We start from the raw sequence: 24,732 nt of genomic DNA, 5'->3' as shown, positions 1-24,732 counted from the left end.
CGCCGCCCCTCTCCACATCCTCTCCCTCCGGACTTCGTCTCGGGGGCAAGGGGAGGCCGCCCCTACCGCTTCGCCGTGCCGGTGAGCGTCCTAAGGTCGAAGCCGTCCCCTGCGCCCAGCAGGTAGTAGTGCCCGCCGTTCGGCTGCTCGGTCCCGTCGTGGATGAAGACGTGGCCGACGCCCAGCACCTTGAAGTCGTCGCGCTTCACCTCGATGGCGGTGGACTGGTCGATGCCGATGCCGAGTACGTCGGGATGCTTGGCCACCACCAGGTCCAGGTCGCCCTCGCGGTGGCGGGCCGTGACGTGCTGGTCGACCGCCGCGCCGGTGATCAGGCCGAAGCCCTGCTCGTAGCCGGGGGCTATCATCACGTCGTTCCCCGACTTGGCGCCGCGCACCATGTAGGAGGCCTGGATCGAGGCGCCCGCCGAGGTGCCGCCCGCCACGCCGCCGCGCGCCAGGAGGTTCTTGATCTCCGCCTCGGTGCGGGTGCCCAGGTACGAATCGACCAGATGCCATTGCCGGCCGCCCACGAACCACACCGCCTTGGCCCGCTTCAGCGGCGCGACGAAGGCCTCGCTGTCGGCCTCCTTGCGGTCGGTGGTGTGCAGGACGGTGAGGTGGGTGGCGCCGAGCTTCCTGAAGATGTTCAGGCAATCGCAGTCCGGGCCGTACTTGGCCGCCCCGCCGGCGGTGGGGATCACCACGATCTCCGCGGACGGCCCGCCGGCGAGCGTGATGAACCGGCCGACGATCTCAGGCCCCAGGGCGCCGCCGCCGGCGATGATCAGGGTCCCGTGCTCGGGCCCGCGCACCACCGGCGCGGCCTGGGCCACGGAGGCGGCCAGCAGCAGGGCCGTGGCGGCCGGGCCAAGGATACGAAGATTGAAGCGCATGGAATGTCCCCGAAAGCGTTACGTCTAGATTGGAGCCTAGCCGCGCTTTGTCGTTCCGATATTTCCTTCGCGAGCGAAGACGCCTCGGGAGAACGCGCGGCGGCGGCCGCGGCCTCTTGGGTTCGGCGCTCCCGTCTGTTAGAGCCTCGCCCCATGACTTCGGTCCGGAAGAGCGTGCGAATTATCCGCCCGGCGTGACGCCGCCGGACGAGCCCCGTCTGCGCGCGCGCCGGGATTTCCCCGCAGCTCAATTCCCTCCGGACCCCGTTGGAAAGTTCCATGGCCGACGACGCCACGCCCTCGCGCGACTATCGCGAAACCGTCTTCCTCCCCGAAACGCCCTTCCCCATGCGCGCGGGCCTGCCGCAGAAGGAGCCGCAGATCCTGGAGGCCTGGGCCAAGGCCGACCTCTACAACGCCATGAGGAAGGCCCGCCAGCACGCCGGCGCGCCCCTCTATGTGCTGCACGACGGCCCGCCCTACGCCAACGGCGCGATCCATATCGGCCACGCCCTGCAGAAGACGCTGAAGGATTTCGTGGTCCGCTCGCGGTTCCTGCTGGGCTACGACGTCGACTACGTGCCCGGCTGGGACTGCCACGGCCTGCCGATCGAGTGGAAGATCGAGGAGGAGCTGCGCGCCCAGGGCCGCCGCAAGGACGAGGTCTCCAAGGCCGAGTTCCGCACCCGCTGCCGCGACTACGCCGCCAGGTGGATCGGCGTCCAGATGGACGGCTTCAAACGCCTGGGGGTGATCGGCGACTGGGAACACCGCTACGCGACCATGGACTATCCGAGCGAGGCGGCCATCGTCGCCGAGTTCCATAAGTTCGTGATGTCCGGCCAGCTCTACCGCGGCTCCAAGCCGGTGATGTGGAGCCCGGTGGAGCGCACGGCGCTGGCCGACGCCGAGGTCGAGTACCACAACCACGTTTCCCCCACGATCTGGGTGAAGTTCCCGGTGGTCGAGGGCTCCAACGCCGCGGCCAACGCCTCGGTCGTGATCTGGACCACCACGCCCTGGACGATCCCGGCCAACCGCGCGGTCAGCTACAATCCCGACATCGCCTATGCGGTCTTCCAGGTGGACGCCATGGAAGAGGGCCTGGAGTTCGAACCCTGGGCCAAGGCCGGCGACCGGCTGATCGTCGCCGAGAAGCTGGCCGCCGAGGTCATGGCCGCCGCCAAGGTCGCGAAGTTCCGCAGGATAGAGAAGGTCGAGCCGGAGGGCATGGTGCTGAGCCATCCCCTGGCGGCGCTCGACGGCGGCTACGGCTTCCAGGTCCCGATGCTGGCCGGCGACCACGTGACCGACGATGCGGGCACGGGCTTCGTCCACACCGCGCCGGGCCACGGCGCAGACGACTACGCCGTCTGGCTGGCCCACGGCCACCGCGAGATCCCCGAGACCGTCGATCCGGACGGCGCCTACTATCCGACCGTGCCGCTGTTCGCGGGGCTGAAGGTGCTGGAGACCGAGGGCAAGAAGGCCGGCAAGTTCGGCCCGGCCAACGGCGCGGTGATGGAAAAGCTGATCGAGGCCGGCGGCCTCCTGGCGCGCGGCCGGGTGGAGCATTCCTATCCGCATTCATGGCGGTCCAAGGCGCCGGTGATCTTCCGCAACACCCCGCAGTGGTTCATCCGCATGGACGAGCCGCTGGAGGACGCCGCCCACGGCGGGCGCACCCTGCGCGAGACCGCCCTGGAATCCATCGACGCCACCGCCTTCTATCCGGCCGCCGGCAGGAACCGCATCCGCGCCATGGTCGAGAGCCGCCCCGACTGGCTGATCAGCCGCCAGCGCGCCTGGGGCTCGCCGCTCGCCATGTTCGTCGACAAGGAGACCGGCCAGCCGCTGCACGACCCCGCCGTCAACGCCCGCATCGTCGAGCTGATCCGCGCGGAGGGGGCCGACGCCTGGTTCACCCGGCCGGTGTCCGACTTCCTGGGGCCGCACGATCCCGAGCGGTTCGAGAAGGTCGAGGACATCCTCGACGTCTGGTTCGACTCAGGCTCGACCCACGCCTTCACGCTCGAGAACCGCCCGCACACCCACTGGCCGGCCGACCTCTACCTGGAAGGCTCCGACCAGCACCGCGGCTGGTTCCAGTCGTCGCTGCTGGAAAGCTCCGGCACCCGCGGCCGCGCGCCCTACGACGCGATCCTCACCCATGGCTTCACCATGGACGAGAACGGCGAGAAGATGTCGAAGTCCAAGGGCAACGTGGTCGACCCGGATCAGGTCATTCGCGAGTCCGGGGCGGAAATCATCCGGCTCTGGGCGGCGATGATCGACTATTCGGACGATTCCCGTATCGGGAAGACCGTCCTGCAGACCACGTCGGACGCCTACCGGAAGCTGCGCAACACCATCCGGTACCTGCTGGGCGCGCTGGCCGACTATTCTCCTGACGAGGCGGTGGAACTGGAGGAGATGCCGCCGCTGGAGCGGTTCATCCTGCATCGGCTGTGGGAGCTGGATGGCCGGGTCCGCGCGGCCTACGAGGGCTACCTGTTCCAGGACGTGATCCGGCCGATCACCGAATTCTGCCAGACCGAGCTCTCGGCCCTGTTCTTCGACATCCGCCGCGACGCCTTGTATTGCGACCGCCCGGACTCGTTGCGCCGGCGCGCGGCGCGCACGGTGATGCAGGCGGCGTTCTCGCGGCTGACGGCGTGGCTGAGCCCGCTGATCCCCTTCACCATGGAGGAGGCCTGGACCACGCGGTATCCGGACGCCGGCTCCAACTGCCTGCGCACCCTGCCGGACACGCCGGCCGACTGGAAGAACGAGGCCGAGGCGGCGCGCTGGGCCCGGGTGCAGGCGGTGACCTCGGCGGTCACCGGCGCCCTGGAGGTCGAGCGGCGCGAGAAGCGCCTCGGCGCCGCGCTCGAGGCCGCGCCGAAGGTCCATATCGCCGACGCCGACCTGTTGGCCGCCTTCCAGGGCCTGGATGCCGCCGAGGTGTTCCGCACCAGCCAGGCCACCCTGGTCGCGGGCGAGGGGCCTGCGGGCGCCTTCCGCCTGCCGGAGGTTCCCGGCGTGGCCGTGGAACCCCTGCGCGCAGAGGGCCGCAAATGCGCCCGATCCTGGCGTATCCTGCCGGAAGTGGGCTCCGACCCGCGCTACCCGGACCTTTCCCTGCGCGACGCCGACGCCGTGGCCGCGTGGGACGCAACCCACGGCGGGGCCTGACATGCGGCAGATCTCCAAGCTCGGTTGGATCGCTTTCCTGATGGCCGGCGCCGTCGTCGTCGCCGACCAGGCGGTGAAGTACTGGATCCTCGACATCCTGCATCTGGCCGAGGGGCAGAGCGTGCCGTTCCTGGGCCCGATCGCGCTCACGCATATCTGGAACCCGGGGGTCAGCTTCGGCTTCCTGCAGTCGAGCCATGACCTGGCGCGATGGTTGCTCACCCTGTTCTCCGTCGTGGTCGCGATCTTCCTGGCGGGCTGGGTGCGCAGGACCGAGCGCCCGCTGTTCGCCGTGGCCGTGGGCCTGGTGATGGGCGGGGCCGTCGGCAACGCCATCGACCGGGTGCGCCTGGGCCAGGTCGCCGACTTCATCGACGCCACCCGCCTCTACTTCCCCTGGATCTTCAACGTGGCCGACTCGGCGATCAGCGTGGGCATCTGCCTGCTGCTGATCGACATGCTGCGCCAGGACAGCCGCGAGCGCGCCGCACGCGCGCCGATGGGGTCCGGCGGGGATGCGGCCTGATGCGCCGTTGGCGGAACACTGCGTTTGCGCTATCCACTCTCCCTTCGAGGCCGGGGGCGGCTCTAGGAGTGGGTATTTCATGAGCGTCAACCGAGTGATCGTTGCGACGGCCCTGATCGCGGCGACCGGACTGGCGGGCTGCGTGTCGACGCGCAATGCGCTCGGCATGAACAAGGTCACCCCCGACGAGTTCCGGGTCGTCACCAAGGCGCCCCTGGTGGTGCCGCCCGACTTCGCCCTGCGTCCGCCGGCGCCCGGCAAGCCGCGGCCGCAGGAGCTGCAGCCGGAAAGCGCCGCGCGCACCGCGCTGCTGGGCGCCCGCGAGGGCGAGGCCCGCTCCGAGGGCGAGAAGATGCTGGTGGCCAAGGCCGGCGCCGACAAGGCCGATCCGCTCATCCGCTATGTGGTCGACGACGAGTTCGGCGACGTGGCGCACAAGGAAAAGAGCTTCGCCGACAAGGTGATGTTCTGGCGCGCCGACAAGGCCCCGGCGACGACGCCCCAACCGGTCGGCGACGGCGCGGCGCCGATCGACCCGGCCGCCGAGGCCGAACGCATCTCCAAGCTGACCGGCGGCAAGACGGTGATCATCGCCCGCGAAGGCGAGAAGAAGCTGAAGCTGCCGGGGCTGTAAGAAGCATCCCTCCTCTTTAGGGGAGGGACAGGCCGCCCCCGGGTCCGGCGAATGCCGGCCCGAGGACAGGCTCCGCGGCCAGGGTGGGGAAGTCGCGTTCAAGCGGCGGACTCTCAATCTGGCCCACAGACCCCCACCCGTCCGAGGCTTCGCCTCGTCCACCCTCCCCTAAAGAGGAGGGATCGAAATCCACTGGAACACCTCGTCCAGGCCCACGCCGAAGACGTGGGCGATGCGGAACGCCGCCTCCAGCGAGGGCGAGTACTTGCCCGCCTCGATGGCCGCGACGGTCTGGCGGGTCATGCCGATCTTCTCGGCCAGGTCCGACTGGGTCATCTCGCCGTGCTCGAAGCGCAGGCGGCGGATCTGGTTGGCGATGGGAAGGCCTGAGGCCACGCTCAGACCCCGCGCCGGAACATGACGATCTCCGCCCCGGCCACGGCCAGGGTGGTGAGCACGACGCCCAGCAGGGCGAAGTTGGCGATCTGGATCGCGCTGTGCCCGAAATGCACGGGCAGGAACAGCGTCAGCGAAAAGCCCATCAGGACATAGAAGCCCAGGCTCCGCGCCCGATACTGGATCAGGGTCTCGCGCTCGTCGGCCGGCGCGCGGCCGTCCCGCGGCGTTGTGGCCGCCGCGATGGCGTTGAGGGCGATCTGCAGCACGACCAGGACCGCCACGCAGGCGAGCAGCAGGTGCATGGCCGGGAAGCCCTCGCCGCTCACCCGCCCGGTGACGATCGCGCCGAAATAGGCCCCGAAGCACAGCAGCACCGTCACCAGGGTGATCCAGGCGGACTTCTCGCGGAAGGACATCGTCGAGCCTCGTGCAAAAGATCCTGGACGAGATGTATAATATCTTTTACATCATGTCAGAGTTTCTTGGCATGACCTAGCAGTCCCGCGGCGCGGCGCCAACCGCTTCGCGGACCGGCGACGCATGCCTCAACCTGGAGGACATCCCAAATGACCCATCGCCGCCTTCCCAGCCTCGCCATCGCCGCCGGCCTTACTGCGCTTGCGCTCGCGGGCCCCGCCCTGGCGCAGCATCCCGGCAGCGCCGCCGCCCCGGAGGGAACCACCGCCCACATGCAGGGGAACGACGAGGCTTCCTGGATCGCCGACCCGCACTTCCATGCCTTCTACGAGATCACCCGCGCGGCCTTCGCCCAGGGCCCCGGCAAGGTCGACGTGAGCGCCTACGAACAGAAGTCCTTCGCCATCTTCCGCGATTTCGGCGTCGCCAAGGGCGTCGGCGCCGACCACATGCAGGATCACCTGAAGCTGATCCCGCGGCAGGTGGTGCAGATCGTCAAGGAGGACCCCAAGGTGCTCGACAGCTACGACAACTTCGTCGCCGCCACCTTCGGCCCTCGCTAGTCCGCCTCTTCGCCCGGCGTGGTGACGGTGAAGCCCTTGGCGCGCAACTGGTCGAGTACGCCGCCCTGCGCCAACAGGGGCCGGAGAGGCACCACGGCGATGGCGTGGCCCGGCTTCCTCAGCGCCTGTTCGATGGCCGCGACCTGGTCGGCCTTGACCTTGGCGTCGAAGGCCTGGGCGCCGGGCACCAGGGCGATGCAGCGCTCATAGGTGCGCTCGTTGCCCAGCGCGCCGCGCACGTCGCCCTGGGCCCAGGCGCGGGCGGCGGCGAGGGTGATTCCCGGCCCGGCTTCCGCCTGGGCCAGCACCTCGTCGAAGCAGGCCAGGCCCGCGGCCTGGGGCGTGCGGATGATCGCCCCCATCAGCGGGCCCAGGTCGTAGCTCCTCTGCGAGATCGGCAGGCGCGCGCGCTGCGCCAGAAGCTTGATCAGCTTGGTGGGGTCGGTGGTGGTGAGGCCGGTCTTGTCCCGATAGTCGGTGGCCAGGATCAGTCCGGCGGCCAGCGGGTTGCGGGTCGCGTAGCGGTCCGGCGGCGCGCCCAGGCGTGCGCGGACGGCGGCGAAGCGGGCGCGCCGCTCGGGGTCCAGGGTCGCCTCGAAAGGCCCGCCGCCGCGCAGGCGCATGAAGTTGAACGCCGCACCGATCACCCCGGTGAAGCTCACCTTCACGTCCTGGAAGGGCAGGATCACCAGGTTGGCGCCGGCCAGCCGCCGCTCGAAGACGCCGCGGTCCCAGGCCATCCGCTTGGGCGCCAGCGACGGGGCGCCCAGGACATAGACGGTCGTGGCGCCGTTGGAGACCGTCCACCAGGCGGGCCCCGGCAGGCGCGCGGTGACCACCAGCTCCTCGACCAGCACCGCATCGGGATCGGTGGGGTCGGGGCGCGAGGGCGTTTGCGGCGCCTGGGCCCAGGCGGGCGCGGCGGCCAGGACGAGCGCGGCCAGCACGCCGCCCAGGCCCAATCGCGCCCGCGCCCGGCGCGGCGGAATCGCCCTATATTGGGGACCTGTCGAAAGCCTCGTCATGCCGATCCGTCGCCTGCCGCCTGAAACCGTCAACCGCATCGCCGCCGGCGAGGTGGTGGAGCGCCCGGCGAGCGCGGTCAAGGAGCTGGTGGAAAACGCCCTCGACGCCGGCGCCGCGCGGGTCGAGGTCCAGGCCGATGGCGGCGGCCTGACCCGCATTCTGGTGGCCGATGACGGGCAGGGCCTGACGGCCGCCGAACTGCCGCTGGCCATCGAGCGCCACGCCACGTCCAAGCTCGTCCCCGACGACGCCGGCGACTACGACCTGTTGCATATCGCGACCCTGGGCTTCCGCGGCGAGGCGCTGCCGTCGATCGGCTCGGTGGCGCGGCTGGCGATTTCCAGCCGCGCCCGTGGCCAGGCCGAGGCGCATGCGATCCTGGTGGAGGCCGGCGCCGTGGGCCCGGTCTCGCCCGCCGCCTTCCCCGATCCGCACGGGGCGCGGGTCGAGGTGCGCGACCTGTTCTACGCCACGCCGGCGCGACTGAAGTTCATGAAGTCGGAGCGCTCCGAGGCCATGGCCATCGCCGAGGAGATCAAGCGCCAGGCCATGGCGCACGAGGCCGTCAGCTTCGCCCTCGACCTGGACGGCCGCCGCACGATCCGCCTGCCGGCCGAGGCCAAGGGGCCGGAGGGGCGCCTGGCGCGCCTGTCGGCGATCATGGGCCGCGAGTTCTCCGACAATGCCCTAGCGCTGGACCACGAGCGGGAGGGCGTGCGCCTGTCGGGCTTTGCCGGCCTGCCCACCTACAACCGCGGCAACGCCGCCCACCAGTACCTGTTCGTCAACGGCCGCCCCGTGCGCGACCGACTGCTGCAGGGGGCGTTGCGCGCCGCCTACGCCGACTTCCTGGCCCGCGACCGCCATCCGCTGGCGGCGCTCTACGTAGAGCTGGACACGGCCTACGTCGACGTGAACGTCCATCCTGCCAAGGCCGAGGTGCGGTTCCGCGATCCCGGCCTGGTGCGCGGCCTGATCATCGGCGGCCTGCGCCATGCGCTCGCCGCCGCCGGGCACCGCGCCTCGACAACCGTCGCCAGTGCGGCGCTGGGCGGCTTCCGGCCCGGCGGCTATGCGCCGCCGCCCCCGGCGGCGGGCTATTCCGCCTGGCGCCAGGGGGGCTGGCAGCCGCAGGCCGCCGGCGCCATGGCCGCCGCCGTCCAGTCGATCCCGGGCCTGACCGAGGTCTCTGCCCGCGCCGAGCCCCAATGGGAGCCGGGCGTCGCCGAGGAGGCCGGCCCGGCCCCGGTGTTCGATCCGGTCGACTTTCCGCTGGGGGCGGCCCGGGCCCAGGTGCATGAGACCTACATCGTCGCCCAGACCCGCGACGGGGTGGTGATCGTCGACCAGCACGCCGCCCACGAACGGCTGGTCTACGAGCGGATGAAGACCGAGATGGCCGACGGCGGCGTGGCCCGCCAGGTGCTGCTGCTGCCCGAGGTGGTCGAGCTCGATCCCGCCGAGGCCGATCGCGTCGCCGCCAAGGCCGAGGAACTGGCGGCGCTCGGCCTCGTGCTGGAACCCTTCGGCCCCGGCGCGGTGCTGGTGCGCGAGGTCCCGGCCCTGCTGGGCGAGACCGACGTCCCGGGCCTGGTGCGCGACATCGCCGACGACCTGGCGGAGAACGGGGCGGCCCTGGCGCTCAAGGAGCGGCTGGCGGACGTCTGCTCGACCATGGCCTGCCACGGCTCGGTCCGGGCCGGCCGCCGGCTCACCGCGCCGGAGATGAACGCCCTGCTCCGCCAGATGGAAGCCACGCCCCATTCCGGCCAGTGCAACCACGGCCGGCCCACCTACGTCGAACTCAAGCTCGCCGACATCGAGCGCCTGTTCGGGCGGCGCTAAATCGCTCCTCCCACGTCGCGAAGACAACGGGGGAGGTGGATCGGCGCGGCACGCGACGAGACGGAGGGGGCGCAAAGCCGCAGACTCTGAGCTCGTGGCCTTGCGCCCCCTCCACCGCTTCGCGGTTCCCCTCCCCCGAAGTGTTCCCTTCGGGGGAGGAGTGGGTCAGAGCCCGCGTTCCGCGAAGCTCTTCATCGCTGCGGCCATGTATTCCGCGAGGCCCGCCTGGCGGCCGTCGTAGCGTTCGCGAAACCGGGGATCGTCGACGTACATCTGGCCGAGCCCGACGAAGGCCACCGCCGGAGCGTCGCGGTTCCAGCTCTTCACGATCCAGGCATGCTGGCGGCGCATCAGGGCCGTCACCGCGGCGGAGTCCGCCGGCAGGCCGTCGACCAGGGCCTTGGCCATGCCCGCCTCGATCGCCTCCGCCTCGGCCTGCATGGCGTCGAAGTCGGCCTGTTTCCAGCCCGCCATCCCGGCCTTGGCCCGGTCGATATGGCCCTGCATGGCCGGGCCGTGCGTCTCGACCAGCTCCTTCTCGTAACCGGCCTGCTTTTCGGGGTCGAAGCCCCGGTACATCGCCTTGTCTGCCATCTTCGCGTCTCCTTCGAGGGCGGCGAGGGTGGAGTCGATCGTGCGCATCAGGCGCCGATAGCGCCGGGCCTCGGCTTCCAGCTTGACGCGGTGCGCCTTGAGGGCCGCCACCCTGTCGAAGCCTTCGGCGTCCAGCGTCCGCCCGATCTCCTCCAGGGAGAAGCCGAGTTCGCGGTGGAACAGGATCTGCTGCAGGCGCAACAGTTCCTCGCGGCCATAGTAGCGGTAGCCGTTCGCGCCGACGCTGGCGGGCTTCAGGAGCCCGATCTCGTCGTAGTGATGCAGGGCGCGGACCGAGACGCCCGACAACCTCGCCACCTGCTTGACCGTATGACCGCCCACAATCGATCTTCCTCGTCGATGGCGGCGGTATCAGGCCTCACGGGACGTGAGGGTCAAGCGACCTCGGAAATGGCCTGGGCGGCCTGCGGCGCCACGGCGGCGCCCACCACCGCGCTCATCGCCTCCAGCAGCCGCTCGGGCTTGATCGGCTTTTCGACGACGCCGTTCATCCCGCACTGCCGGTAGAAGGCCGCGTCGGCCGGATCGGCGTTCGCCGTCAGCGCCAGGATCGGGGTCAAGCTGCCCTCGGTGCGGCCGGAGCGAATCCGCTGGGTCGCCTCCACCCCGTCCATGCCGGGCATCTTGATGTCCATCAGCACCAGGCCGAAGCGGCCGGTGGCGGTCGCGGCCACCGCCGCGGCGCCGTCCTCCAGGCACTCGCAGGTGCAGCCGAACATCTCCACCAGGGTCTGGGCCACCATGCGGTTGGTGGCGTTGTCGTCGACCACCAGCACATGCAGGGCGCCGCCGGCGGCCTCCACCGGGCTGATCGCGGGCGCGGCGGCCTGCGGCTCCGGCAGCCAATGCAGCGGCGCCTCGAAGCGGAAGAGGGCGCCGCCGCCCGGGTTGGCCATGGCCTCGATCCGGCCGTCCATGCGGGCCATGATCTGGCGGCAGACGGCCAGGCCCAGGCCCGCGCCGCCGAGGCGCACTCCGTCCTCAGTCTGCCGGAACGGGTCGAAGATCGACTCCAGCCGGTCGGCCGGGACGCCCGGACCGGTGTCGGCGACCTCGCCGGTGAGGGTCACATAATCGCCGTCGCGCCGCACGCCCAGGCGGACCTCCACCGCGCCGTCGGCGGCGAACTTCATGGCGTTGGAGACCAGGTTGTTGATCACCTGCTGGATGCGCACCCGGTCGGCCAGGACCCACAGGTCGGCCGGGCCGGAATAGACGGCGGTCAGGCTCACGCCCTTCAGCTCGGCCTGCGACGACCACAGCGACATCACGTCGTCGACCACCTTGGACGCCAGCACCGGCTCCTCGTGCAGCTCCAGCCCGGAGGCCTCGGCGCGCGACAGGTCCAGCGCGTCGTTGAGCAGGCGCAGCAGCGTGCCGCCCGACTGGACGATGGTGTCGACCAGCGGGGCCAGGTCGGCCTGCCGGGACTTGCGCCGGATGATCTCGGCCACCGCCAGGACGCCGTTCAGGGGCGTGCGGATCTCGTGGCTCATCACCGCCAGGAAGCGGCCCTTGGCGGCCAGGGCGTCCTGGGCGTGCTCGGCCAGGCGTTTCATCTCCTGGGCGTGGGTGGCGGTGGCCGCGGCGGTCACCTGCAGCAGGGACAGCGCCGTTCCGACCCCGGCGTAGCGGCCCGCACAGGTGACGATGAACCCCTGCAGCAGCTCCGAAGGGCGCTCCTCCAGCACCCGGCCGCAGAATTCCTCGACGGTCATGTCCCCGTCGGCGATCAGCGGGTCGGTCTTCATCCAGTGGGAGATCGGCCGCCGCGACCAGAGCTCGTAGCCGTATTGCGCCGCCATCCGCACGAGGAAGGCGTTGCGCTCCACCAGCCCGACCGGCCGGCCGTCGTCGTCCACCACGGCGATGACCATCAGGTCGGGGTCGTCCTCGAACTGGCGATAGATGTCGCGCCCGGTGTTGCGCGGCGTCGCCGGCGGCGAGAACGGCGCGATATCGAGCAGCAGCGTCATCGGTGACTCCCCCACGAGTACGCGGGGTCATCGCAGGAGGCTCTCTAACGAGGCGTTAGGGCTCACGGCCCAGGTAGTTAAGGTCGTGCGAACTCTTCGTGACAGGGTTAGCCAGAGGTTTCCGGCGCCCGCAGGAAATGCACCCGCGCCGCGCCGTAGTCGCGCACGTCCAGCGCCTCGAAGCCGTCGACCTTGAAGTCCGGTTCGCCGGCCCCGCGCTCGAAGACGACGGTCGCGCCGGGCGCCAGCCAGCCGCCGTCCGCCAGCTTCGCCAGCGCGATCTCGCCCAGGCCCCTGGCGTAGGGCGGGTCGAGGAACGCGAGGTCGAAAGCCGGGCCATCGGCGCCCGGGCGCACGCCCAGGTCGGTGGCGTCCCGGCGGTGGACGCGGGTCACGCCGAACAGGCTCAGGCCGTCGACGTTCTCGCGGATCGCGCCGCGCGCGGCCTCGTCGGTCTCCACGAACAGGCAGAAGGCCGCGCCGCGCGACAGGGCCTCGAAGCCCAGGGCGCCGGAACCGGCGAACAGGTCGATCACGCGGGCGCCGCGCACCCCCTTCGACCAGGCGGCGTGCTCCAGGATGTTGAAGATCGCCTGGCGGGCGCGGTCGGAGGTCGGGCGCGTCGAGTCGCCCCTGGGCGCGGCCAGGGTCTTGCCGCGGAAGCTGCCGGAGACGATGCGCATGGATCAGCCGCGCTTGGGCCCACCGGGCCGCGGCGTCCTGCGGGCGGCGCCGGAGCGGCGCTTCGGGCCCGCGGTCTTGGCGATCGCCGCCTTGGGCTTGGGCTTGGCCCAGCCGGCCTTGTATTCCTTCTTCTTCGGCGCCTCGCCGCCCGCCGCGGCGCCCCGCGCAGGACGGTGCGGCTTGCCCGGCCGGCCCGCCTGCCCCGGGCGGCCGATCTCCACGGCGCCGCGCCGCGGGCCGGCGGCTGCCGCGGCCGGCTTCTTCCACAGCGGCCGGTCGCCCTTGGGCAGGTTCTGCGGGGCGATGTGTTCGGCCATCTGCTCGCGGATCACGCGCGGGCCCACCTCCTCGACCTCGCCGGGCAAGAGGGTCCCGAGCGCGAAGGGGCCGTAGGAAAGGCGGATCAGCCGGTTCACCTTCAGGCCCAGCGCCTCCAGCACCCGGCGAACCTCGCGGTTCTTGCCCTCGGCCAGGACGACGGTGATCCAGAGGTTCGCGCCCTGCGGCCCCTCCTTGGCCTTGTCCAGGGTGGCCTCGATGGCCCCGTAGTGGACGCCCTCGACGGTGATGCCCTTCTTCAGGGTGTCGAGCCGCTCCTGGGTCACGCGGCCCCGCGCCCGGGCGCGGTAGCGGCGCACGATCCCGGTCTGCGGCATCTCCAGGGCGCGGGCGAGGCCCCCGTCGTTGGTGAGCAGCAGCAGGCCCTCGGAATTGATATCCAGGCGGCCCACGGAGATCAGCCGCGGCAGGCCGGGCGGAAGGGCCTCGAAGACCGTCGGCCGCCCCTGCGGGTCCTTGTGGCTGGTCACCAGGTCGATGGGCTTGTGGTAGCGGAAGAGGCGTGCGGGCTCGGCCTCGGTCACCACCGCGCCGTCCACCGTCAGGATATCACCGGGCTCGACCTTGACGGCGGGCGTGGTCAGCACCTGGCCGTTCAGCGCCACGCGCCCCGCCTCGATCAGCCGCTCCACCTCGCGGCGCGAGGCCACACCGGCGCGGGCCAGCATCTTCGCCACCCGGTCGCCGGGGTTTTCCTGAGGCGACCCATCGGGCGCGCGGGCTTGACCGGAGGGGCGGGCGCCGGTTCGGTGCGGATCGTGGATCATGACCATCGCACCATGCGCATCGCGCTCGACGCCGCGCAAGCCGCCGCCGAGGCCGGCGAGACCCCGGTGGGCGCGGTGGTCGTCGACCCGGCCTCCGGCGAGGTGATCGCGGTGGGCGCCAACCAGCCGATCGGCGCCCACGATCCCACGGCCCACGCCGAGATCGTGGCCATCCGCGCGGCGGCGGCCAGGCTCGGCAACTACCGCCTGACGGACCTGACCCTGGTGGTCACGCTGGAGCCCTGCGCCATGTGCGCCGGCGCGATCAGTCACGCGCGCATCGGCCGGTTGGTGTTCGGCGCGCAGGACGAGAAGGGCGGCGCGGTGGTCAACGGCCCCCGGTTCTTCGACCAGCCCACCTGCCACTGGCGCCCGCAGGTCGAGGGCGGCGTCCTGGCCGACGAGAGCTCGGCGATGCTGAAGGCCTTCTTCCGGGCGCGGCGCGGCTAGGCCACGCCGCGGTGCGTAGCGCCAACCGGCGATATATATATGTATTATCACACTTGAAGTTCACATATTATATGTTACATAACCGATGGAGTGGCGACCGGAGATCAGCCGATGAGCAAGTACGATCCGTTGAAGGACTTCCTCAAATCGCGCCCAGGAACCGAGACACCCATGAGCTTCCCGGAGGTCGAGGAGGTGCTCGGTTTTGAATTGCCCCCGTCCGCCCGCCAATATCCCGCCTGGTGGTCCAATAACGTCGGCACCCACGTCGGCGCGCGTGCGTGGCGCGAGGCGGGTTGGAAGACCAGCCGGGTCGATGTCGGCGGCGAGCGCGTGACCTTTGTCCGCGAAGAATCGCGGCCTTTTACGGTTGATGCCGCGCCTGGAGCGTCGACCGGGGACGCGATCCTCCTGTCCATCTCCCGCCTCTCGATCTCCGCCCTTCGAATGATCGATGATTGGGCGGAAGAGGCTGGCCTGGACCGGAGTGGGGCGATCGTGGCCATTCTGGAGGCTTCGGCGGCAGGCCGCCGGCGTCGGATGTTGGAGACCCTTTCGGTGGGCGACATGCCGGCCGGCCACGACAGTACAGCTATGATCCGACAAGACCGCGACGAGCGCTGACTTGGGCGTTCTCGATGCTTCGGTCGCTGTAAAGTGTCTTGTCGAGGAGGCTGGCTCTGATCTGGCGCGCGCCGCGATCGCGCAGCGTAGCGATTGGACCGCGCCAGACCTGATCTTCCTGGAGGTCGCCAGCGTCGCGCTGAAGTCGCTGCGTCGGGGCTGGCTTGCTAGAGATCAGGCCGAGGCGATGGTCCGAAATCTGCCCGAGCTTTTGGCGGACGTTGCGCCGGCGCGGACCCTTGCCGATGCGGCGTTCACGCTGGCGGCCGACCATGGCTTCTCGGCCTACGACGCGGCCTATCTGGCGCTGGCGGAAGCCACGGACAGTTGGGTGCTGACGGCGGATATTAAACTGGCGCTTCGGGCAAGGAGCGCCGGTCTGGCCAAGCTCGTGCGGACGCTCGACGGGAATTGATCCCCTTGCCAACCGCTTGGGCCCGGTCGGAAGATGCCGTCCATAAAACCAAAACACATTGGGAGGTTCGGTTATGGCGGGTCTGCTCGACGGGAAGGTGGCGATCATCACGGGGGCCGGCGGCGGCCTGGGCGAGGCCTACGCCAAGCTGTTCGCCAAGGAAGGCGCCGCGGTGGTGGTCAACGATCTGGGCGGTTCGCGCGACGGCTCCGGGACCGGAACCAGCGCCGCCTCCGAGAAGGTGGTGGCCGAGATCAAGGCGGCCGGCGGCAAGGCGGTGGCCAACGGCGACGACGTCTCCACCCTGCAAGGCGGCGAGAACATCCTGAAGACGGCGCTCGACAGCTTCGGCAAGGTCGACATCCTGGTCTGCAACGCGGGCATCCTGCGCGACAAGACCTTCGCCAACACCTCCGAGGAGGACTGGGACAAGGTCATCAAGGTGCACCTGAAAGGGACCTACTGCACCGCGCTGCCGGTCTGGAAGTACATGAAGGACCACGGAGGCGGGTCGATGGTGCTGACCTCGTCGACCTCCGGCCTCTACGGCAATTTCGGCCAGACCAACTACGGGGCGGCCAAGGCCGGCATCTACGGAATGGTCCGGGTGATGTCGATCGAGGGACGCAAGTACAACATCCGGGTCATGGGCCTGGCGCCCGGCGCCTACACCCGCATGACGTCCGACCTGCCGGGGCGTCAGGGCAAGGAGCCCGATCCCATGAGCCTGCCGGAGAACGTGGCCCCGGGCGTGCTGTTCATGGTCTCGGACCTGGCGGCCGACCACTCGGGCAAGATCCTCGGGGTCTCCAGCCGCGGCGTGCGCGAGATCAAGATGCTGCAGACCGGAGGCTTCAATCCAGGCCGCCCCTACACCGCCCAGGAGGTGGCCGAGCACGCCGCGGACGTGTTCTTCCCCCACGCCGAGGAGCGGACGGCGCAGACGGCATAGGCCGCCGCCCGCCCTCCCCGGAGCGGGGCGGCAAGGCGCTCTGCATCCAACGCCGCCCGCCGTGGCGACTAGGTATGAAAGCGGGGGCGGTCCATGGCGAAAGACGGCGGACAGACCATCGGGGATGCGTTGGCGCGGCTCACCGGCGTCCGGAAGCGCTACGGCGACACGATCGCCCTGGACGGCCTGGACCTGGAGGTGCGGCCCGGCGAGCTGCTGGCGGTTCTGGGCCCCAACGGCGCGGGCAAGACCACCGCCATCGCCGTGATGCTGGGCCTGCAGATTCCCGACGCGGGCGAGGCGGCCCTGTTCGGCCGTTCGCCGCACGATCTGGTCGCCCGCCGCAACGTCGGCGTGATGATGCAGGAGGTCGCGTTGCCGGACGCGCTCACTGTGCGCGACCTGATCGGCCAGACCTCCGCCTACTATCCCGCGCCGCTGAGCCTGGCCGAGACGATCGCCCTGGCCGGCGTCGAGAAGATCGCCGCGCGCCCCTACATCAAGCTCTCCGGCGGCCAGAAGCGGCAGGCCCAGTTCGCACTGGCCGTCTGCGGCCGCCCACGGCTGCTGTTCCTCGACGAGCCCACGACGGGGCTCGACATCAATGCGCGCGCGACCATGTGGGCGGCGGTGCGCCGCCTGGTGGCGGGCGGCGCCTCGGTGGTGCTCACCACCCACTACATCGAGGAAGCCGAGGCGCTGGCCGACCGTGTCGTCGTCATGGCCAAGGGCCGCGAGGTCGCCCAGGGCACCGTTGACGAGATGCGGGCCCTGGTGGCGCGGAAACGGATCGACTGCGTCACCTCGCTCGGCCTCGCCCAGGCGCAGGCCTGGCCCGAGGTCAACGCCGCAACTCTAAGCGAAAACGGCCAGCTCTCGATCACCACCGCCGACGCCGAGGCGGTGGTGCGCAAGCTGTTGGCCGCCGACCCGACGCTGAAGGACCTGGAGGTGCGCCGCGCCGGCCTTTCCGAAGCCTTCGCCGAACTCACCCAGGAGCCCGTCGAATGACCGCGATCCTCGACTCCGGTCCCAAGATGTCCGTCGCGCGCCTGTTGGGCGCCTATCTCAGCGACGCCAAGTACGAATCGCTGCGGCTGCTGCGGACGCCGGCCTTTTCGGTGCCGATCCTGGCCATGCCGATCCTGTTCTACAGCTTCTTCGGCGTGGTGCTGAACGGCGGCGGCCACCGCCCGCCGGGCTTTGCGGACATGATGTTCGTGGGCTGGACCGTCTATGGCGTCATGGGGCCGGGCCTGTTCGGCTTCGGCATCCTGGTGGCGGTGGAGCGGAACATGGGCCTGCTCACCTTCAAGCGCGCCCTTCCCATGCCCACCGGCTCCTACCTCGCGGCCAAGCTGATGATGGCCTACGTCTTCGCCATCGTGGTGATGGCCATGCTGGTGACGGCCGGCCTGACCATGGGGCACGTGACCCTGGCCCCGGCCAAGCTGATCACCGTGGCGGCGGTGATGTCGCTGGGGGTGATCCCGGCCTGCGCCATCGGCCTGTTCATCGGCGCCTGGGCGCCGGCCTCCAGCGCCGGCGCCATCGCCAACATCGCCTACCTGGGCATGGCCTTCCTGTCGGGGCTGTTCTTCCCCCTAAGCGGCTTCCTGCACGACATTCGGACCATCTGGCCGACCTATCACCTGGCCCAGCTCGCCCACGCCGCGGCGGGCATGCCGACGGAAGGCTCGCTGGTCGGCCACGCCGGCGTGCTGGCGGCGATGAGCGGGGTGCTGATCCTGCTGGCGTCGCGGAAGCTGGCGCGGCGGGGGTAGCCGGCGCCCCTAACGCCCCGCCGGCCCCTTCGCGTCGCCGGGCGCGGCGGGCGCGGGTTTCGCGAGGTATTTGGCCAGATAGGCTGTGATGGCGGCCTGCTCTTCCGCGGTCATCTCGGCGCCCGCGCCTTGCATCTTGGTGACCTCGTCGTCCCATTCGTCGGGCGTGTGGCGCGCGTAGGCGAACTGCGTCGCCTCATGGCACGCCGTACAGACGCGCACGACGACGTCCTTGCCGGCGCCGGCCGGAAGCGGGTCGTCGGGCGCCTGAGCCAGGACGGGGCCGACCACGCCCAGGCAGAGCGCTGTCGCAGCCGCAGCGGCCATGGGGATCCGAAAGCTCATGCCGCAGGGCCTTAACCCATACGGCGGCAGACCGGAACCTGCGAGCGGACTTGAGCAGGGCCGCCCGGCGCAACCTTGGTCGCGCGGACGCCGCCCTAGCCGAACCTCGCCAGCCGCGCGTCCAACCCCTCGCGCACCGTCGGCCACTCATCGGCCAGCACCGAGAACACCACCGTGTCGCGCACACGCCCGGTCCAGACCACGCGGTCCTGGCGCAGGATCCCTTCCTGGGTCGCGCCCAGCTTCAACACCGCGGCGCGGGATCGCGCGTTGATGGCGTCGACCCGGAGGACCAGCCGCCGGGCGCCACTGTCGAAAGCGTGCTCCAGCATCAGGCGTTTGGCGGCCGGGTTCACCGGCCCGCCCCGCTGGTCGGGGTGGTAGTAGGTGCCGCCCACCTCGACGACCCCGTTGGCCGCGTCGATCGCGGAATAGCAGGTGATCCCCTGGCAACGGCCGCCGACGACCACGGCGAAGGCGATGGTCCGGCCGGCCGCCACGTCGTTGACCATCTGCGCCCACCGCGGGTCGAAATGCTTGCCTTCCATGGAGTAGGGATAGAGCTCCTTCCAGGTGGCGGGGTCGGCGTTGCAGGCCGCCCTCAGGTCCTCGCGATGCGCGTCGGTCATCGGCTCCAGCCGGACGTGGCGATCTTCCAGCACAATCGGCAGCAACTGCATTTTTCGTGGTCCGTCGCCAAAAAAGTTCGTCGGGCGCCTTGCAACGCCGGATTGAGCACATACTTCAGCCATGCCCATTCCTGGGCGTTTCCTCCCTAGACTTCAAAAGCCGGGCCCAAAAGGCCCGGCTCTTTTTTTGGCTCCTAGCCGAGGTAGAGGCGCGCGGCCTGCGCCAGATAGACCGCACCGATCACCGTCAGGATCAGGCGCAGGTAGCGCTTGAAGTCCACATCGCTCAACCGGTTCAACAGAAGCCCGCCGGCCGCCGTGCCCAGCATCGACAGCGGGACGGCGAGCGCGAAGACCCACCAGGGCGGAATGCCCTTGCCGCCGGTCGCGATCAGTGGGGCGCCGTAGACCACGATCTTCATCAGGTGGCTGAACACCTGGGTCGCGGCCTTGGTGGCGACGATCTGGTGGCGGGTGAGCGCGGTGCGCACGAAGAAGACGTCGAGCAGGGGGCCTGCGACGCCGGCGCTCAGGTTCATGCCGGTGACCGAAAGGCCGCAGACATAGGCCTGGCTGGGCCGCGAGGCGTCGACCTTCACCCAGCCCTGCGGCAGCCAGACCAGGGCGGGCGTCAGGCCCATCAGCAGGTAGAGCGTGGCCCGCGTCGGCTCATAGGCCACCAGGCCGATCAGGCCCCCGGCGGTGAAGGCTCCCAGCGCATAGACGGCCACGATCCGCCAGCTCACATGCCGGCGATGCAGGATCGCGCGCCAGCCGTTGGCCACCAGTTGCAGGAGGCCGTGGACCACAAAGGTGGCCGAGACCGGCAACACCAGGGCGAGCGCGCCTTTGAGCATCAGGCCGCCGGCCATGCCGAAGACGCCGGAGATCGCCGCCGTCAGGAACGACATGGCGACGACGAACGCGCCGATCGAGAGGGCCATGGATGTCTTCCTTCGGAGTTGCGACCCGCCTCGCGAAGGGGGCACAGGCCCCTTCGTCCGCGGATCCGCGGCGCGACGTGCGCCAGGAGGGGCCGGCCGTCCGGCTGGGGCTCGACGTCCTCACGGACGGAGCGCCTTGTAGAAGACCGTGGTCGCGGAGAGCGCGCCATCGGGCATCAGGGCGAAGTCGGGGATCACGCCCACCCGGGTCCAGCCGAGCTTGCCATAGAGGCGATCGGCGGCTCCGCCGGTCACCGTGTCGAGGGTCATCAAGGGCCGTCCCATGGCCCGCGCCGCGTCCTCGGCGGCGCGCATCAAGGCCTCGGCCGCGCCGCGCCGGCGGCCGCGCCGATGGACCAGAAGCTTGGAGATATCGGACCGGTGCGGCTGGTTGGGCGGCCAGGCGGGAATGACTTGAACGACGCCGAAGACGCCCTCGTCATCCTCGGCGGCCAGGATGGCGCGGCCGTCGCCGGCGGTCGCCTGCCGGCGCCAGAACGCCTCGGCCTCGTCCAGGGTCAGGTCGGCCATGAAGCTGACCGAGGCGCCGCCCCAGACGCAGTCGGCCAGGACCGCGGCGAGGGCGGGCGCCGCGGCCTGCGCCTCCTCGGGGGACAGGCTGCGTATGCGGAAGGCCTTGGTCATCTGAACGGCGTTCGCTTACCCCCGCGAACGCCGCTTCGCCAGCCCAAAAGCAGAGCTTGCCGCTCAGCCCTTCGTCTTGCCCATCGAACAGGCCCAGCCGTCGCCGGCCTTCCGGGCCACGCCCGGATAGGGGCAGAGAAGCTGGCTGGCCCCGCCGGCGCCGGTGGCGGTCACCTCGTTCGGCGCGGCCTTGGCCTCCACCCAGCGGTCGAGGATGGACAGCCAGTCGACGGTTCCGGGCCCCGCGCCGCCCTGGCAGTGCAGCATGCCGGGGATCATGTAGAGCCGGTAGAAGCCCGTGGTGTCGCCCATTCTGGCGTTCACCGCGTCGTGGTACTTGATGCTGCCCAGCGGCGGGATCGCGGGGTCGTTCCAGCCATGGTACTGGATCAGCTTGCCGCCATGGCTCTTGAAGGGTGTCAGGTCGGCGTTCGTCGCGTCGAGGATCGCGGCGGTCTTCTTCCGGTCGCGGTCGTACCTGGGGCCCAGGTCCATCTTCAGGAAGTCGAACGACGGGTCGTCGTAGACGAAGTACTTCAGGAACTGCGACGAGATCGCGTGGCCGGCGGATTCCGTCCAGGCCGCCTGCGAGGTCCCGGTGTTCCAGGCCTGCCAGCCGCCCCGCATCGCCTCGGCGCCCGGCATATAGCCGGGGAAGGTCGACTTGCCCCCGACCACGCGTCCGCCGTAGATCGCCTTGGCCGACGCGATCTGCGGGGCCGTCAGGCAACCCTCCGCCTGACCCGGCTTGCACTTCAGCGCCGCCGGATCGAAGTGGCAGGCCATCGGGTCGCGGATGAAGGGCCCGCCGTCGGCGCACTGCTTCAGCGCGGCGTCCTGCAGGAGCTGCAATTGCGGCAGGCCGAGGTAGCCGCCGGGCTTGGCGAGCGCCTGCTGCATGTAGGCGCGCCCGCCGGTGGAGAGGGTGTTGTAGTTGGCCGTGGCGCCGGCGACGATGCCGTCGAAGTCGTCGGGGAAGCGCTGGGCCTCCATCAGGGCCTCGCGCCCGCCGGCCGAGCAGCCGACGAAATAGCTGCGCTTGGGCGCCTCGCCCTTCTGGGCCTTGACCAGAAGTTTGGCGGCTTCGGTGGTCTCCTTCAGCGAGCGGGTGGCGAAGTCCTTGATCTTCTCCGGGTGGCCCAGGGCCCAGGTGGCCGTGCGGCCATTGCCGCCGTGGCCGTCGTCGGTGCCGGCCGCCGCATAGCCCTCCTCGGCGCGCTGCCGGACCTGGGCGGCGGGGATCGACCCCGCCAGGCCGCCGTTGCCGACCTGGACGAACTTGCCGTTCCAGGCCGAGCCCACCGGGATCATCACCTCGATCTTGATCTCACTGTCGGCGGTCGGGCGGCTGGTGACGGAGAGGTCGCAGGCCTGGCCGGCCTTGATCGCCACCGTCTTGGCGGCGGTCACCTCGGCGTGCGGCAGGCTCGCGCGGGCCAGGTCGGCGCAGGAGGTCTCGGCGTGCGCGGCCAGCGGCGCGGCCAGCGCCAGGGCGGCGCCCGCGGCGAACAGATACAGCTTCATGGTCAGCCCTTCGTCTTGGGAGTGGCGCAGGCCCAGGTTTCGCCGGTCTTCCTGGCGACGCCCGGATAGGGGCAGAGCACCTGGCTGGGCGGCCCGCCGGGGGCCTGGCCCTGGCCGGCGACGGCGGTGAGGTCCGCGGGCGCCTTGCCGGCGGTGACCCAGGCGTCGAGCGCGCCCACCCAGTCGACGTTGGACGGGCCGACCCCGCCGCCGCAGTGGAGCATGCCCGGCACCAGGTACATCCGGTAGAAATCCGAGGTGTCGCCCATCGTCTTGCGGACGTCCTCGTAATAGACGACCGACGACCGGGGCGGGATCGCAGGGTCGTTCCAGCCGTGGTACTGGATCAGCTTGCCGCCATGCTTCTTGAAGGCCGCGAGGTTGGGGTCGGGCGCGTCCAGCACCGCGGCCATCTTCTTGCGCGCACCCTCGAACTGGGCGCCCATGTCCATCTTCAGATAGTCGAAGTTGGGATCCGAAAAGCCGAAGTACTTGAAGGCGTTGGACGAGAAGGACGGCCCCGCGGCCCTCTGGTTGGTCTCCGAGGTCGGGCCGGTGATCCAGGCGTTCCAACTGCCGTTCAACGCCTCGGCGCCGGGGCTGTAGCCGGGGAAGACGACCTTGCCCGACCGGTCCCTGCGCCCGTCGTAGAAGGCCCTGGCCGAGGCCACCTGCGGTGCGGTGAGGCAGCCGCCCCCGTCAGCATTTGGGGTCTGGCCGGCCTTGCAGGCGAGCTTGCCCGGATCGAAGTGGCAGCTCATCGGGTCGCGGATGAAGGCCTCGCCGCCGCATTCGGCGAGCACGGTCTTCTGCAGCAGCTCGCGCTGCGGCGCGGCCAGATAGCCGCCGGGCCTGGCCATGGTCTGCTGCTGGATCGCCGACAGCCCGAACAGTTGGCTCATGTAGTTGGCGGGCGCGCCGGCGACGATGCCGTCGAAATCGGTGGGATAGCGCTGCGCCTCCATCAACGCCTCGCGGCCGCCGTCCGAGCAGCCGAAGAAGTAGGACTTGGCGATCCGGCCGCCCTTGTTGGCGACGATCAGCGCCTTGGAGAGGTCGGTGGTCTCCTTTAGCGCGCGCCAGCCGAAGTCGATGACCTTCTCAGGGTGGCCCAGCGCCCAGGAGGCGTTGGTGGCGACCGGATCCTGGTGGCCGTCGTCGGTGCCCGACACCGCATAGCCGGCCCGCACCAGCCGGCCGAACTGGATGACGGGAATCGAGCCCGCGAAGCCGCCGTTGCCGAGCTGCAGGTACTTGCCGTTCCAGGCGCCGCCCTGGGGGATCCAGAGCTCCAGGCGGATGTCGCTGTCGGCGGTGGGCCTGGCCGTCACCGACAGTTTGCACACCGGCTTGTCGCCGACGGTTTCCTCCACCGCCTTGGTCACGGTCGCGTGGGGCAGGGCGGTCCTGGCCAGGTCCGCACAGGCGGTCTCGGCATGCGCCATCGCCGGCGCGGCCAAGCCTGCGAGCGTCAGCGCGAACACCGATAGCCCCAAGGTCGCGGGTTTCATCTTAAGCAGCCCTCCCAAGCCTATGTTTGGCCCGAGTGTAGGCACGACTGACTGCGGGCGCCACCTCCTCTCCCCCGACGCGTAGCGCGAGGGGAGAGGGTAGGGTGAGGGCCGCCAACGGGAGAGAAGGCGGCGGCGACAGGCTTTCAGCTAGTTCCGGAACACCGCCGCGGAGGACGGGTCCTGGGGCATTTCGCGGTATTGGCGCAGCTCGTTGCGGCCGACCACCATGTGATGGACCTCGTCCGGGCCATCGGCGATCCGCAGGGTGCGGGTCGAGGTGTACATGCGGGCCAGCGGGGTCTTTTGGCTGACGCCGGTCGCGCCGTGCATCTGGATCGCCTGGTCGATGATCTGGCAGACGCGCTCCGGCACCATGGCCTTGACCATGTGGATCCAGACGCGGGCTTCCTGGTTGCCCAGGACGTCCATCGCCTTGGCGGCCTTCAGCACCATCAGGCGCATGGCCTCGATCTCGATGCGCGCGCGGCTGACGATCTCGATATTGCCGCCGAGCTGGATGATCGGCTTGCCGAAGGCCTCGCGGGTCAGGCCGCGGGTGACCATCAGGTCCAGCGCCTTCTCCGCCGAGCCGATGGCGCGCATGCAGTGGTGGATGCGGCCCGGGCCCAGACGAAGCTGGCTGATCTCGAAGCCGCGGCCCTCGCCCAGCAACATGTTCTCCTTCGGCACGCGGACGTTGTCGAAGATGATGTGCATATGGCCGTGCGGCGCGTCGGGATCGCCGAACACGCACATGGGGCCGACGATCTTCACGCCGGGCGCGTCGGTGGGCACCAGGATCTGCGATTGGCGCAGGTGCGGCGGGCCGTCGGGGCTGGTCTGGACCATGGTGATCATGATCTTGCAGCGCGGGTCGCCGGCGCCGGAGATGTAGTATTTCTCGCCGTTGATAACATACTCATCGCCCACCAGGGTCGCGCGCATGTTGATGTTCTTGGCGTCCGAGGAGGGATGCGCCGGCTCGGTCATGGCGAAGGCCGAGCGGATTTCGCCGCGCAGCAGC

Annotated in this window: 26 protein-coding genes; 11 read left to right on the top strand and 15 right to left on the bottom strand. The window is 70.3% G+C overall.

Features of this window, described 5'->3' with window-relative positions; translation table 11 throughout:
- Window positions 1-62 precede the first annotated feature (62 nt).
- The gene (locus VNW53_RS15390; RefSeq protein ID WP_325556662.1) at window positions 63-896 is read right to left on the bottom strand and encodes a cyanophycinase; all 834 of its coding nucleotides are present in this window, start codon (window positions 894-896) and stop codon (window positions 63-65) included.
- Window positions 897-1,175: 279 nt separating this feature from the next.
- Between VNW53_RS15390 and ileS the strand changes: the two genes are divergently transcribed.
- The 3 genes from ileS (at window position 1,176) to VNW53_RS15375 (ending at window position 5,251) form a co-directional block, all read left to right on the top strand.
- Window positions 1,176-4,091 carry an isoleucine--tRNA ligase gene (gene ileS / locus VNW53_RS15385; RefSeq protein WP_325556660.1) on the top strand — a complete coding sequence of 972 codons (2,916 nt, stop codon included), beginning with the start codon at window positions 1,176-1,178 and terminating at the stop codon, window positions 4,089-4,091.
- A gap of 1 nt (window position 4,092) precedes the next feature.
- Entirely contained in the window at window positions 4,093-4,617 is a 525-nt protein-coding gene (gene lspA / locus VNW53_RS15380) for a signal peptidase II (RefSeq protein ID WP_325556658.1), read from the top strand.
- A gap of 79 nt (window positions 4,618-4,696) precedes the next feature.
- Window positions 4,697-5,251, top strand: a complete 555-nt coding sequence (locus VNW53_RS15375; RefSeq protein WP_325556656.1) for a DUF3035 domain-containing protein — start codon at window positions 4,697-4,699, stop codon at window positions 5,249-5,251.
- Window positions 5,252-5,419: 168 nt separating this feature from the next.
- Here VNW53_RS15375 and VNW53_RS15370 read toward each other — a convergent pair whose 3' ends face one another.
- Window positions 5,420-5,647, bottom strand: a complete 228-nt coding sequence (locus VNW53_RS15370; protein ID WP_325556654.1) for a helix-turn-helix transcriptional regulator — start codon at window positions 5,645-5,647, stop codon at window positions 5,420-5,422.
- 2 nt (window positions 5,648-5,649) lie between these two features.
- Window positions 5,650-6,066, bottom strand: coding sequence for a hypothetical protein (locus VNW53_RS15365; RefSeq protein WP_325556652.1), 417 nt, complete (start codon window positions 6,064-6,066; stop codon window positions 5,650-5,652).
- Window positions 6,067-6,216: 150 nt separating this feature from the next.
- On the opposite strand from VNW53_RS15365, the gene VNW53_RS15360 reads away from it, so the two are divergent.
- On the top strand, window positions 6,217-6,630 hold the full coding sequence (locus VNW53_RS15360; protein ID WP_325556651.1) for a hypothetical protein: 414 nt from the start codon (window positions 6,217-6,219) through the stop codon (window positions 6,628-6,630).
- Here VNW53_RS15360 and VNW53_RS15355 read toward each other — a convergent pair.
- Entirely contained in the window at window positions 6,627-7,592 is a 966-nt protein-coding gene (locus tag VNW53_RS15355; protein ID WP_325556650.1) for a TraB/GumN family protein, read from the bottom strand. The two genes, VNW53_RS15360 and VNW53_RS15355, sit on opposite strands and share 4 nt — an antisense overlap.
- Before the next feature lie 61 nt (window positions 7,593-7,653).
- Between VNW53_RS15355 and mutL the strand changes: the two genes are divergently transcribed.
- Entirely contained in the window at window positions 7,654-9,501 is a 1,848-nt protein-coding gene (mutL, locus tag VNW53_RS15350) for a DNA mismatch repair endonuclease MutL (RefSeq protein ID WP_325556649.1), read from the top strand.
- Window positions 9,502-9,666: 165 nt separating this feature from the next.
- On the opposite strand, the gene VNW53_RS15345 is transcribed toward mutL, so the two are convergent.
- From VNW53_RS15345 to VNW53_RS15330, 4 genes are all read right to left on the bottom strand, one after another.
- Window positions 9,667-10,437: a MerR family transcriptional regulator gene (locus tag VNW53_RS15345; RefSeq protein WP_325556648.1), complete on the bottom strand. Its 771-nt coding sequence runs from the start codon at window positions 10,435-10,437 to the stop codon at window positions 9,667-9,669.
- Between the two features lie 53 nt (window positions 10,438-10,490).
- Window positions 10,491-12,092, bottom strand: coding sequence for an ATP-binding protein (locus tag VNW53_RS15340; RefSeq protein WP_325556646.1), 1,602 nt, complete (start codon window positions 12,090-12,092; stop codon window positions 10,491-10,493).
- 107 nt (window positions 12,093-12,199) lie between these two features.
- A complete protein-coding gene (gene rsmD / locus VNW53_RS15335; protein ID WP_325556645.1) occupies window positions 12,200-12,775 on the bottom strand; it encodes a 16S rRNA (guanine(966)-N(2))-methyltransferase RsmD in 576 nt (191 codons plus the stop codon).
- Window positions 12,776-12,778: 3 nt separating this feature from the next.
- Window positions 12,779-13,783: a pseudouridine synthase gene (locus VNW53_RS15330; RefSeq protein WP_325556715.1), complete on the bottom strand. Its 1,005-nt coding sequence runs from the start codon at window positions 13,781-13,783 to the stop codon at window positions 12,779-12,781.
- Between the two features lie 81 nt (window positions 13,784-13,864).
- On the opposite strand from VNW53_RS15330, the gene tadA reads away from it, so the two are divergent.
- The 6 genes from tadA (at window position 13,865) to VNW53_RS15300 (ending at window position 18,107) form a co-directional block, all read left to right on the top strand.
- The gene (gene tadA, locus VNW53_RS15325) at window positions 13,865-14,332 is read left to right on the top strand and encodes a tRNA adenosine(34) deaminase TadA (protein ID WP_414693285.1); all 468 of its coding nucleotides are present in this window, start codon (window positions 13,865-13,867) and stop codon (window positions 14,330-14,332) included.
- Between the two features lie 111 nt (window positions 14,333-14,443).
- On the top strand, window positions 14,444-14,956 hold the full coding sequence (locus VNW53_RS15320) for a DUF7662 domain-containing protein (RefSeq protein WP_325556644.1): 513 nt from the start codon (window positions 14,444-14,446) through the stop codon (window positions 14,954-14,956).
- 1 nt (window position 14,957) lies between these two features.
- Window positions 14,958-15,371, top strand: a complete 414-nt coding sequence (locus tag VNW53_RS15315; RefSeq protein WP_325556642.1) for a type II toxin-antitoxin system VapC family toxin — start codon at window positions 14,958-14,960, stop codon at window positions 15,369-15,371.
- 73 nt (window positions 15,372-15,444) lie between these two features.
- The gene (locus tag VNW53_RS15310) at window positions 15,445-16,323 is read left to right on the top strand and encodes an SDR family NAD(P)-dependent oxidoreductase (protein WP_325556640.1); all 879 of its coding nucleotides are present in this window, start codon (window positions 15,445-15,447) and stop codon (window positions 16,321-16,323) included.
- A gap of 93 nt (window positions 16,324-16,416) precedes the next feature.
- Window positions 16,417-17,334: an ABC transporter ATP-binding protein gene (locus tag VNW53_RS15305; RefSeq protein ID WP_325556639.1), complete on the top strand. Its 918-nt coding sequence runs from the start codon at window positions 16,417-16,419 to the stop codon at window positions 17,332-17,334.
- Window positions 17,331-18,107, top strand: a complete 777-nt coding sequence (locus VNW53_RS15300; protein ID WP_325556638.1) for an ABC transporter permease — start codon at window positions 17,331-17,333, stop codon at window positions 18,105-18,107. The genes VNW53_RS15305 and VNW53_RS15300 overlap by 4 nt, the downstream gene beginning before the upstream one ends.
- A 9-nt stretch (window positions 18,108-18,116) precedes the next feature.
- Here VNW53_RS15300 and VNW53_RS15295 read toward each other — a convergent pair whose 3' ends face one another.
- The 7 genes from VNW53_RS15295 to VNW53_RS15265 form a co-directional block, all read right to left on the bottom strand.
- On the bottom strand, window positions 18,117-18,452 hold the full coding sequence (locus tag VNW53_RS15295; protein WP_325556636.1) for a hypothetical protein: 336 nt from the start codon (window positions 18,450-18,452) through the stop codon (window positions 18,117-18,119).
- 95 nt (window positions 18,453-18,547) lie between these two features.
- Window positions 18,548-19,132, bottom strand: a complete 585-nt coding sequence (locus tag VNW53_RS15290) for a GNAT family protein (protein ID WP_325556635.1) — start codon at window positions 19,130-19,132, stop codon at window positions 18,548-18,550.
- Between the two features lie 143 nt (window positions 19,133-19,275).
- Window positions 19,276-20,025, bottom strand: coding sequence for a TSUP family transporter (locus VNW53_RS15285; RefSeq protein ID WP_325556633.1), 750 nt, complete (start codon window positions 20,023-20,025; stop codon window positions 19,276-19,278).
- A gap of 120 nt (window positions 20,026-20,145) precedes the next feature.
- Window positions 20,146-20,670: a GNAT family N-acetyltransferase gene (locus tag VNW53_RS15280; RefSeq protein WP_325556631.1), complete on the bottom strand. Its 525-nt coding sequence runs from the start codon at window positions 20,668-20,670 to the stop codon at window positions 20,146-20,148.
- A 63-nt stretch (window positions 20,671-20,733) separates the two neighbouring features.
- On the bottom strand, window positions 20,734-22,194 hold the full coding sequence (locus VNW53_RS15275) for a tannase/feruloyl esterase family alpha/beta hydrolase (RefSeq protein WP_325556630.1): 1,461 nt from the start codon (window positions 22,192-22,194) through the stop codon (window positions 20,734-20,736).
- Between the two features lie 2 nt (window positions 22,195-22,196).
- Window positions 22,197-23,705 (bottom strand): tannase/feruloyl esterase family alpha/beta hydrolase, encoded by a 1,509-nt coding sequence (locus VNW53_RS15270; RefSeq protein ID WP_325556629.1) that lies wholly within the window; start codon window positions 23,703-23,705, stop codon window positions 22,197-22,199.
- Window positions 23,706-23,855: 150 nt separating this feature from the next.
- The coding region (locus VNW53_RS15265; protein ID WP_325556627.1) for an acyl-CoA dehydrogenase family protein at window positions 23,856-24,732 on the bottom strand (877 nt) is incomplete at its 5' end.

It is taken from the genome of Phenylobacterium sp., assembly GCF_035569475.1.
Lineage (GTDB): Bacteria > Pseudomonadota > Alphaproteobacteria > Caulobacterales > Caulobacteraceae > Phenylobacterium.
This window is presented reverse-complemented; position numbering and strand designations above follow the sequence as displayed.

Excerpts from the sequence above, each read along its gene's own strand:
- VNW53_RS15275 (WP_325556630.1), bottom strand. The coding sequence starts at position 22,194 with ATGAAGCTGTATCTGTTCGCCGCGGGCGCCGCCCTGGCGCTGGCCGCG.
- VNW53_RS15340 (WP_325556646.1), bottom strand. The coding sequence starts at position 12,092 with ATGACGCTGCTGCTCGATATCGCGCCGTTCTCGCCGCCGGCGACGCCG.
- VNW53_RS15310 (WP_325556640.1), top strand. The coding sequence starts at position 15,445 with ATGGCGGGTCTGCTCGACGGGAAGGTGGCGATCATCACGGGGGCCGGC.
- lspA (WP_325556658.1), top strand. The coding sequence starts at position 4,093 with ATGCGGCAGATCTCCAAGCTCGGTTGGATCGCTTTCCTGATGGCCGGC.
- VNW53_RS15330 (WP_325556715.1), bottom strand. The coding sequence starts at position 13,783 with ATGCTGGCCCGCGCCGGTGTGGCCTCGCGCCGCGAGGTGGAGCGGCTG.
- VNW53_RS15305 (WP_325556639.1), top strand. The coding sequence starts at position 16,417 with ATGGCGAAAGACGGCGGACAGACCATCGGGGATGCGTTGGCGCGGCTC.
- VNW53_RS15270 (WP_325556629.1), bottom strand. The coding sequence starts at position 23,705 with ATGAAACCCGCGACCTTGGGGCTATCGGTGTTCGCGCTGACGCTCGCA.
- mutL (WP_325556649.1), top strand. The coding sequence starts at position 7,654 with ATGCCGATCCGTCGCCTGCCGCCTGAAACCGTCAACCGCATCGCCGCC.
- VNW53_RS15365 (WP_325556652.1), bottom strand. The coding sequence starts at position 6,066 with ATGTCCTTCCGCGAGAAGTCCGCCTGGATCACCCTGGTGACGGTGCTG.
- VNW53_RS15295 (WP_325556636.1), bottom strand. The coding sequence starts at position 18,452 with ATGAGCTTTCGGATCCCCATGGCCGCTGCGGCTGCGACAGCGCTCTGC.
- ileS (WP_325556660.1), top strand. The coding sequence starts at position 1,176 with ATGGCCGACGACGCCACGCCCTCGCGCGACTATCGCGAAACCGTCTTC.
- VNW53_RS15375 (WP_325556656.1), top strand. The coding sequence starts at position 4,697 with ATGAGCGTCAACCGAGTGATCGTTGCGACGGCCCTGATCGCGGCGACC.
- VNW53_RS15320 (WP_325556644.1), top strand. The coding sequence starts at position 14,444 with ATGAGCAAGTACGATCCGTTGAAGGACTTCCTCAAATCGCGCCCAGGA.
- VNW53_RS15290 (WP_325556635.1), bottom strand. The coding sequence starts at position 19,132 with ATGCAGTTGCTGCCGATTGTGCTGGAAGATCGCCACGTCCGGCTGGAG.
- VNW53_RS15285 (WP_325556633.1), bottom strand. The coding sequence starts at position 20,025 with ATGGCCCTCTCGATCGGCGCGTTCGTCGTCGCCATGTCGTTCCTGACG.
- VNW53_RS15360 (WP_325556651.1), top strand. The coding sequence starts at position 6,217 with ATGACCCATCGCCGCCTTCCCAGCCTCGCCATCGCCGCCGGCCTTACT.
- rsmD (WP_325556645.1), bottom strand. The coding sequence starts at position 12,775 with ATGCGCATCGTCTCCGGCAGCTTCCGCGGCAAGACCCTGGCCGCGCCC.
- VNW53_RS15390 (WP_325556662.1), bottom strand. The coding sequence starts at position 896 with ATGCGCTTCAATCTTCGTATCCTTGGCCCGGCCGCCACGGCCCTGCTG.
- VNW53_RS15300 (WP_325556638.1), top strand. The coding sequence starts at position 17,331 with ATGACCGCGATCCTCGACTCCGGTCCCAAGATGTCCGTCGCGCGCCTG.
- VNW53_RS15280 (WP_325556631.1), bottom strand. The coding sequence starts at position 20,670 with ATGACCAAGGCCTTCCGCATACGCAGCCTGTCCCCCGAGGAGGCGCAG.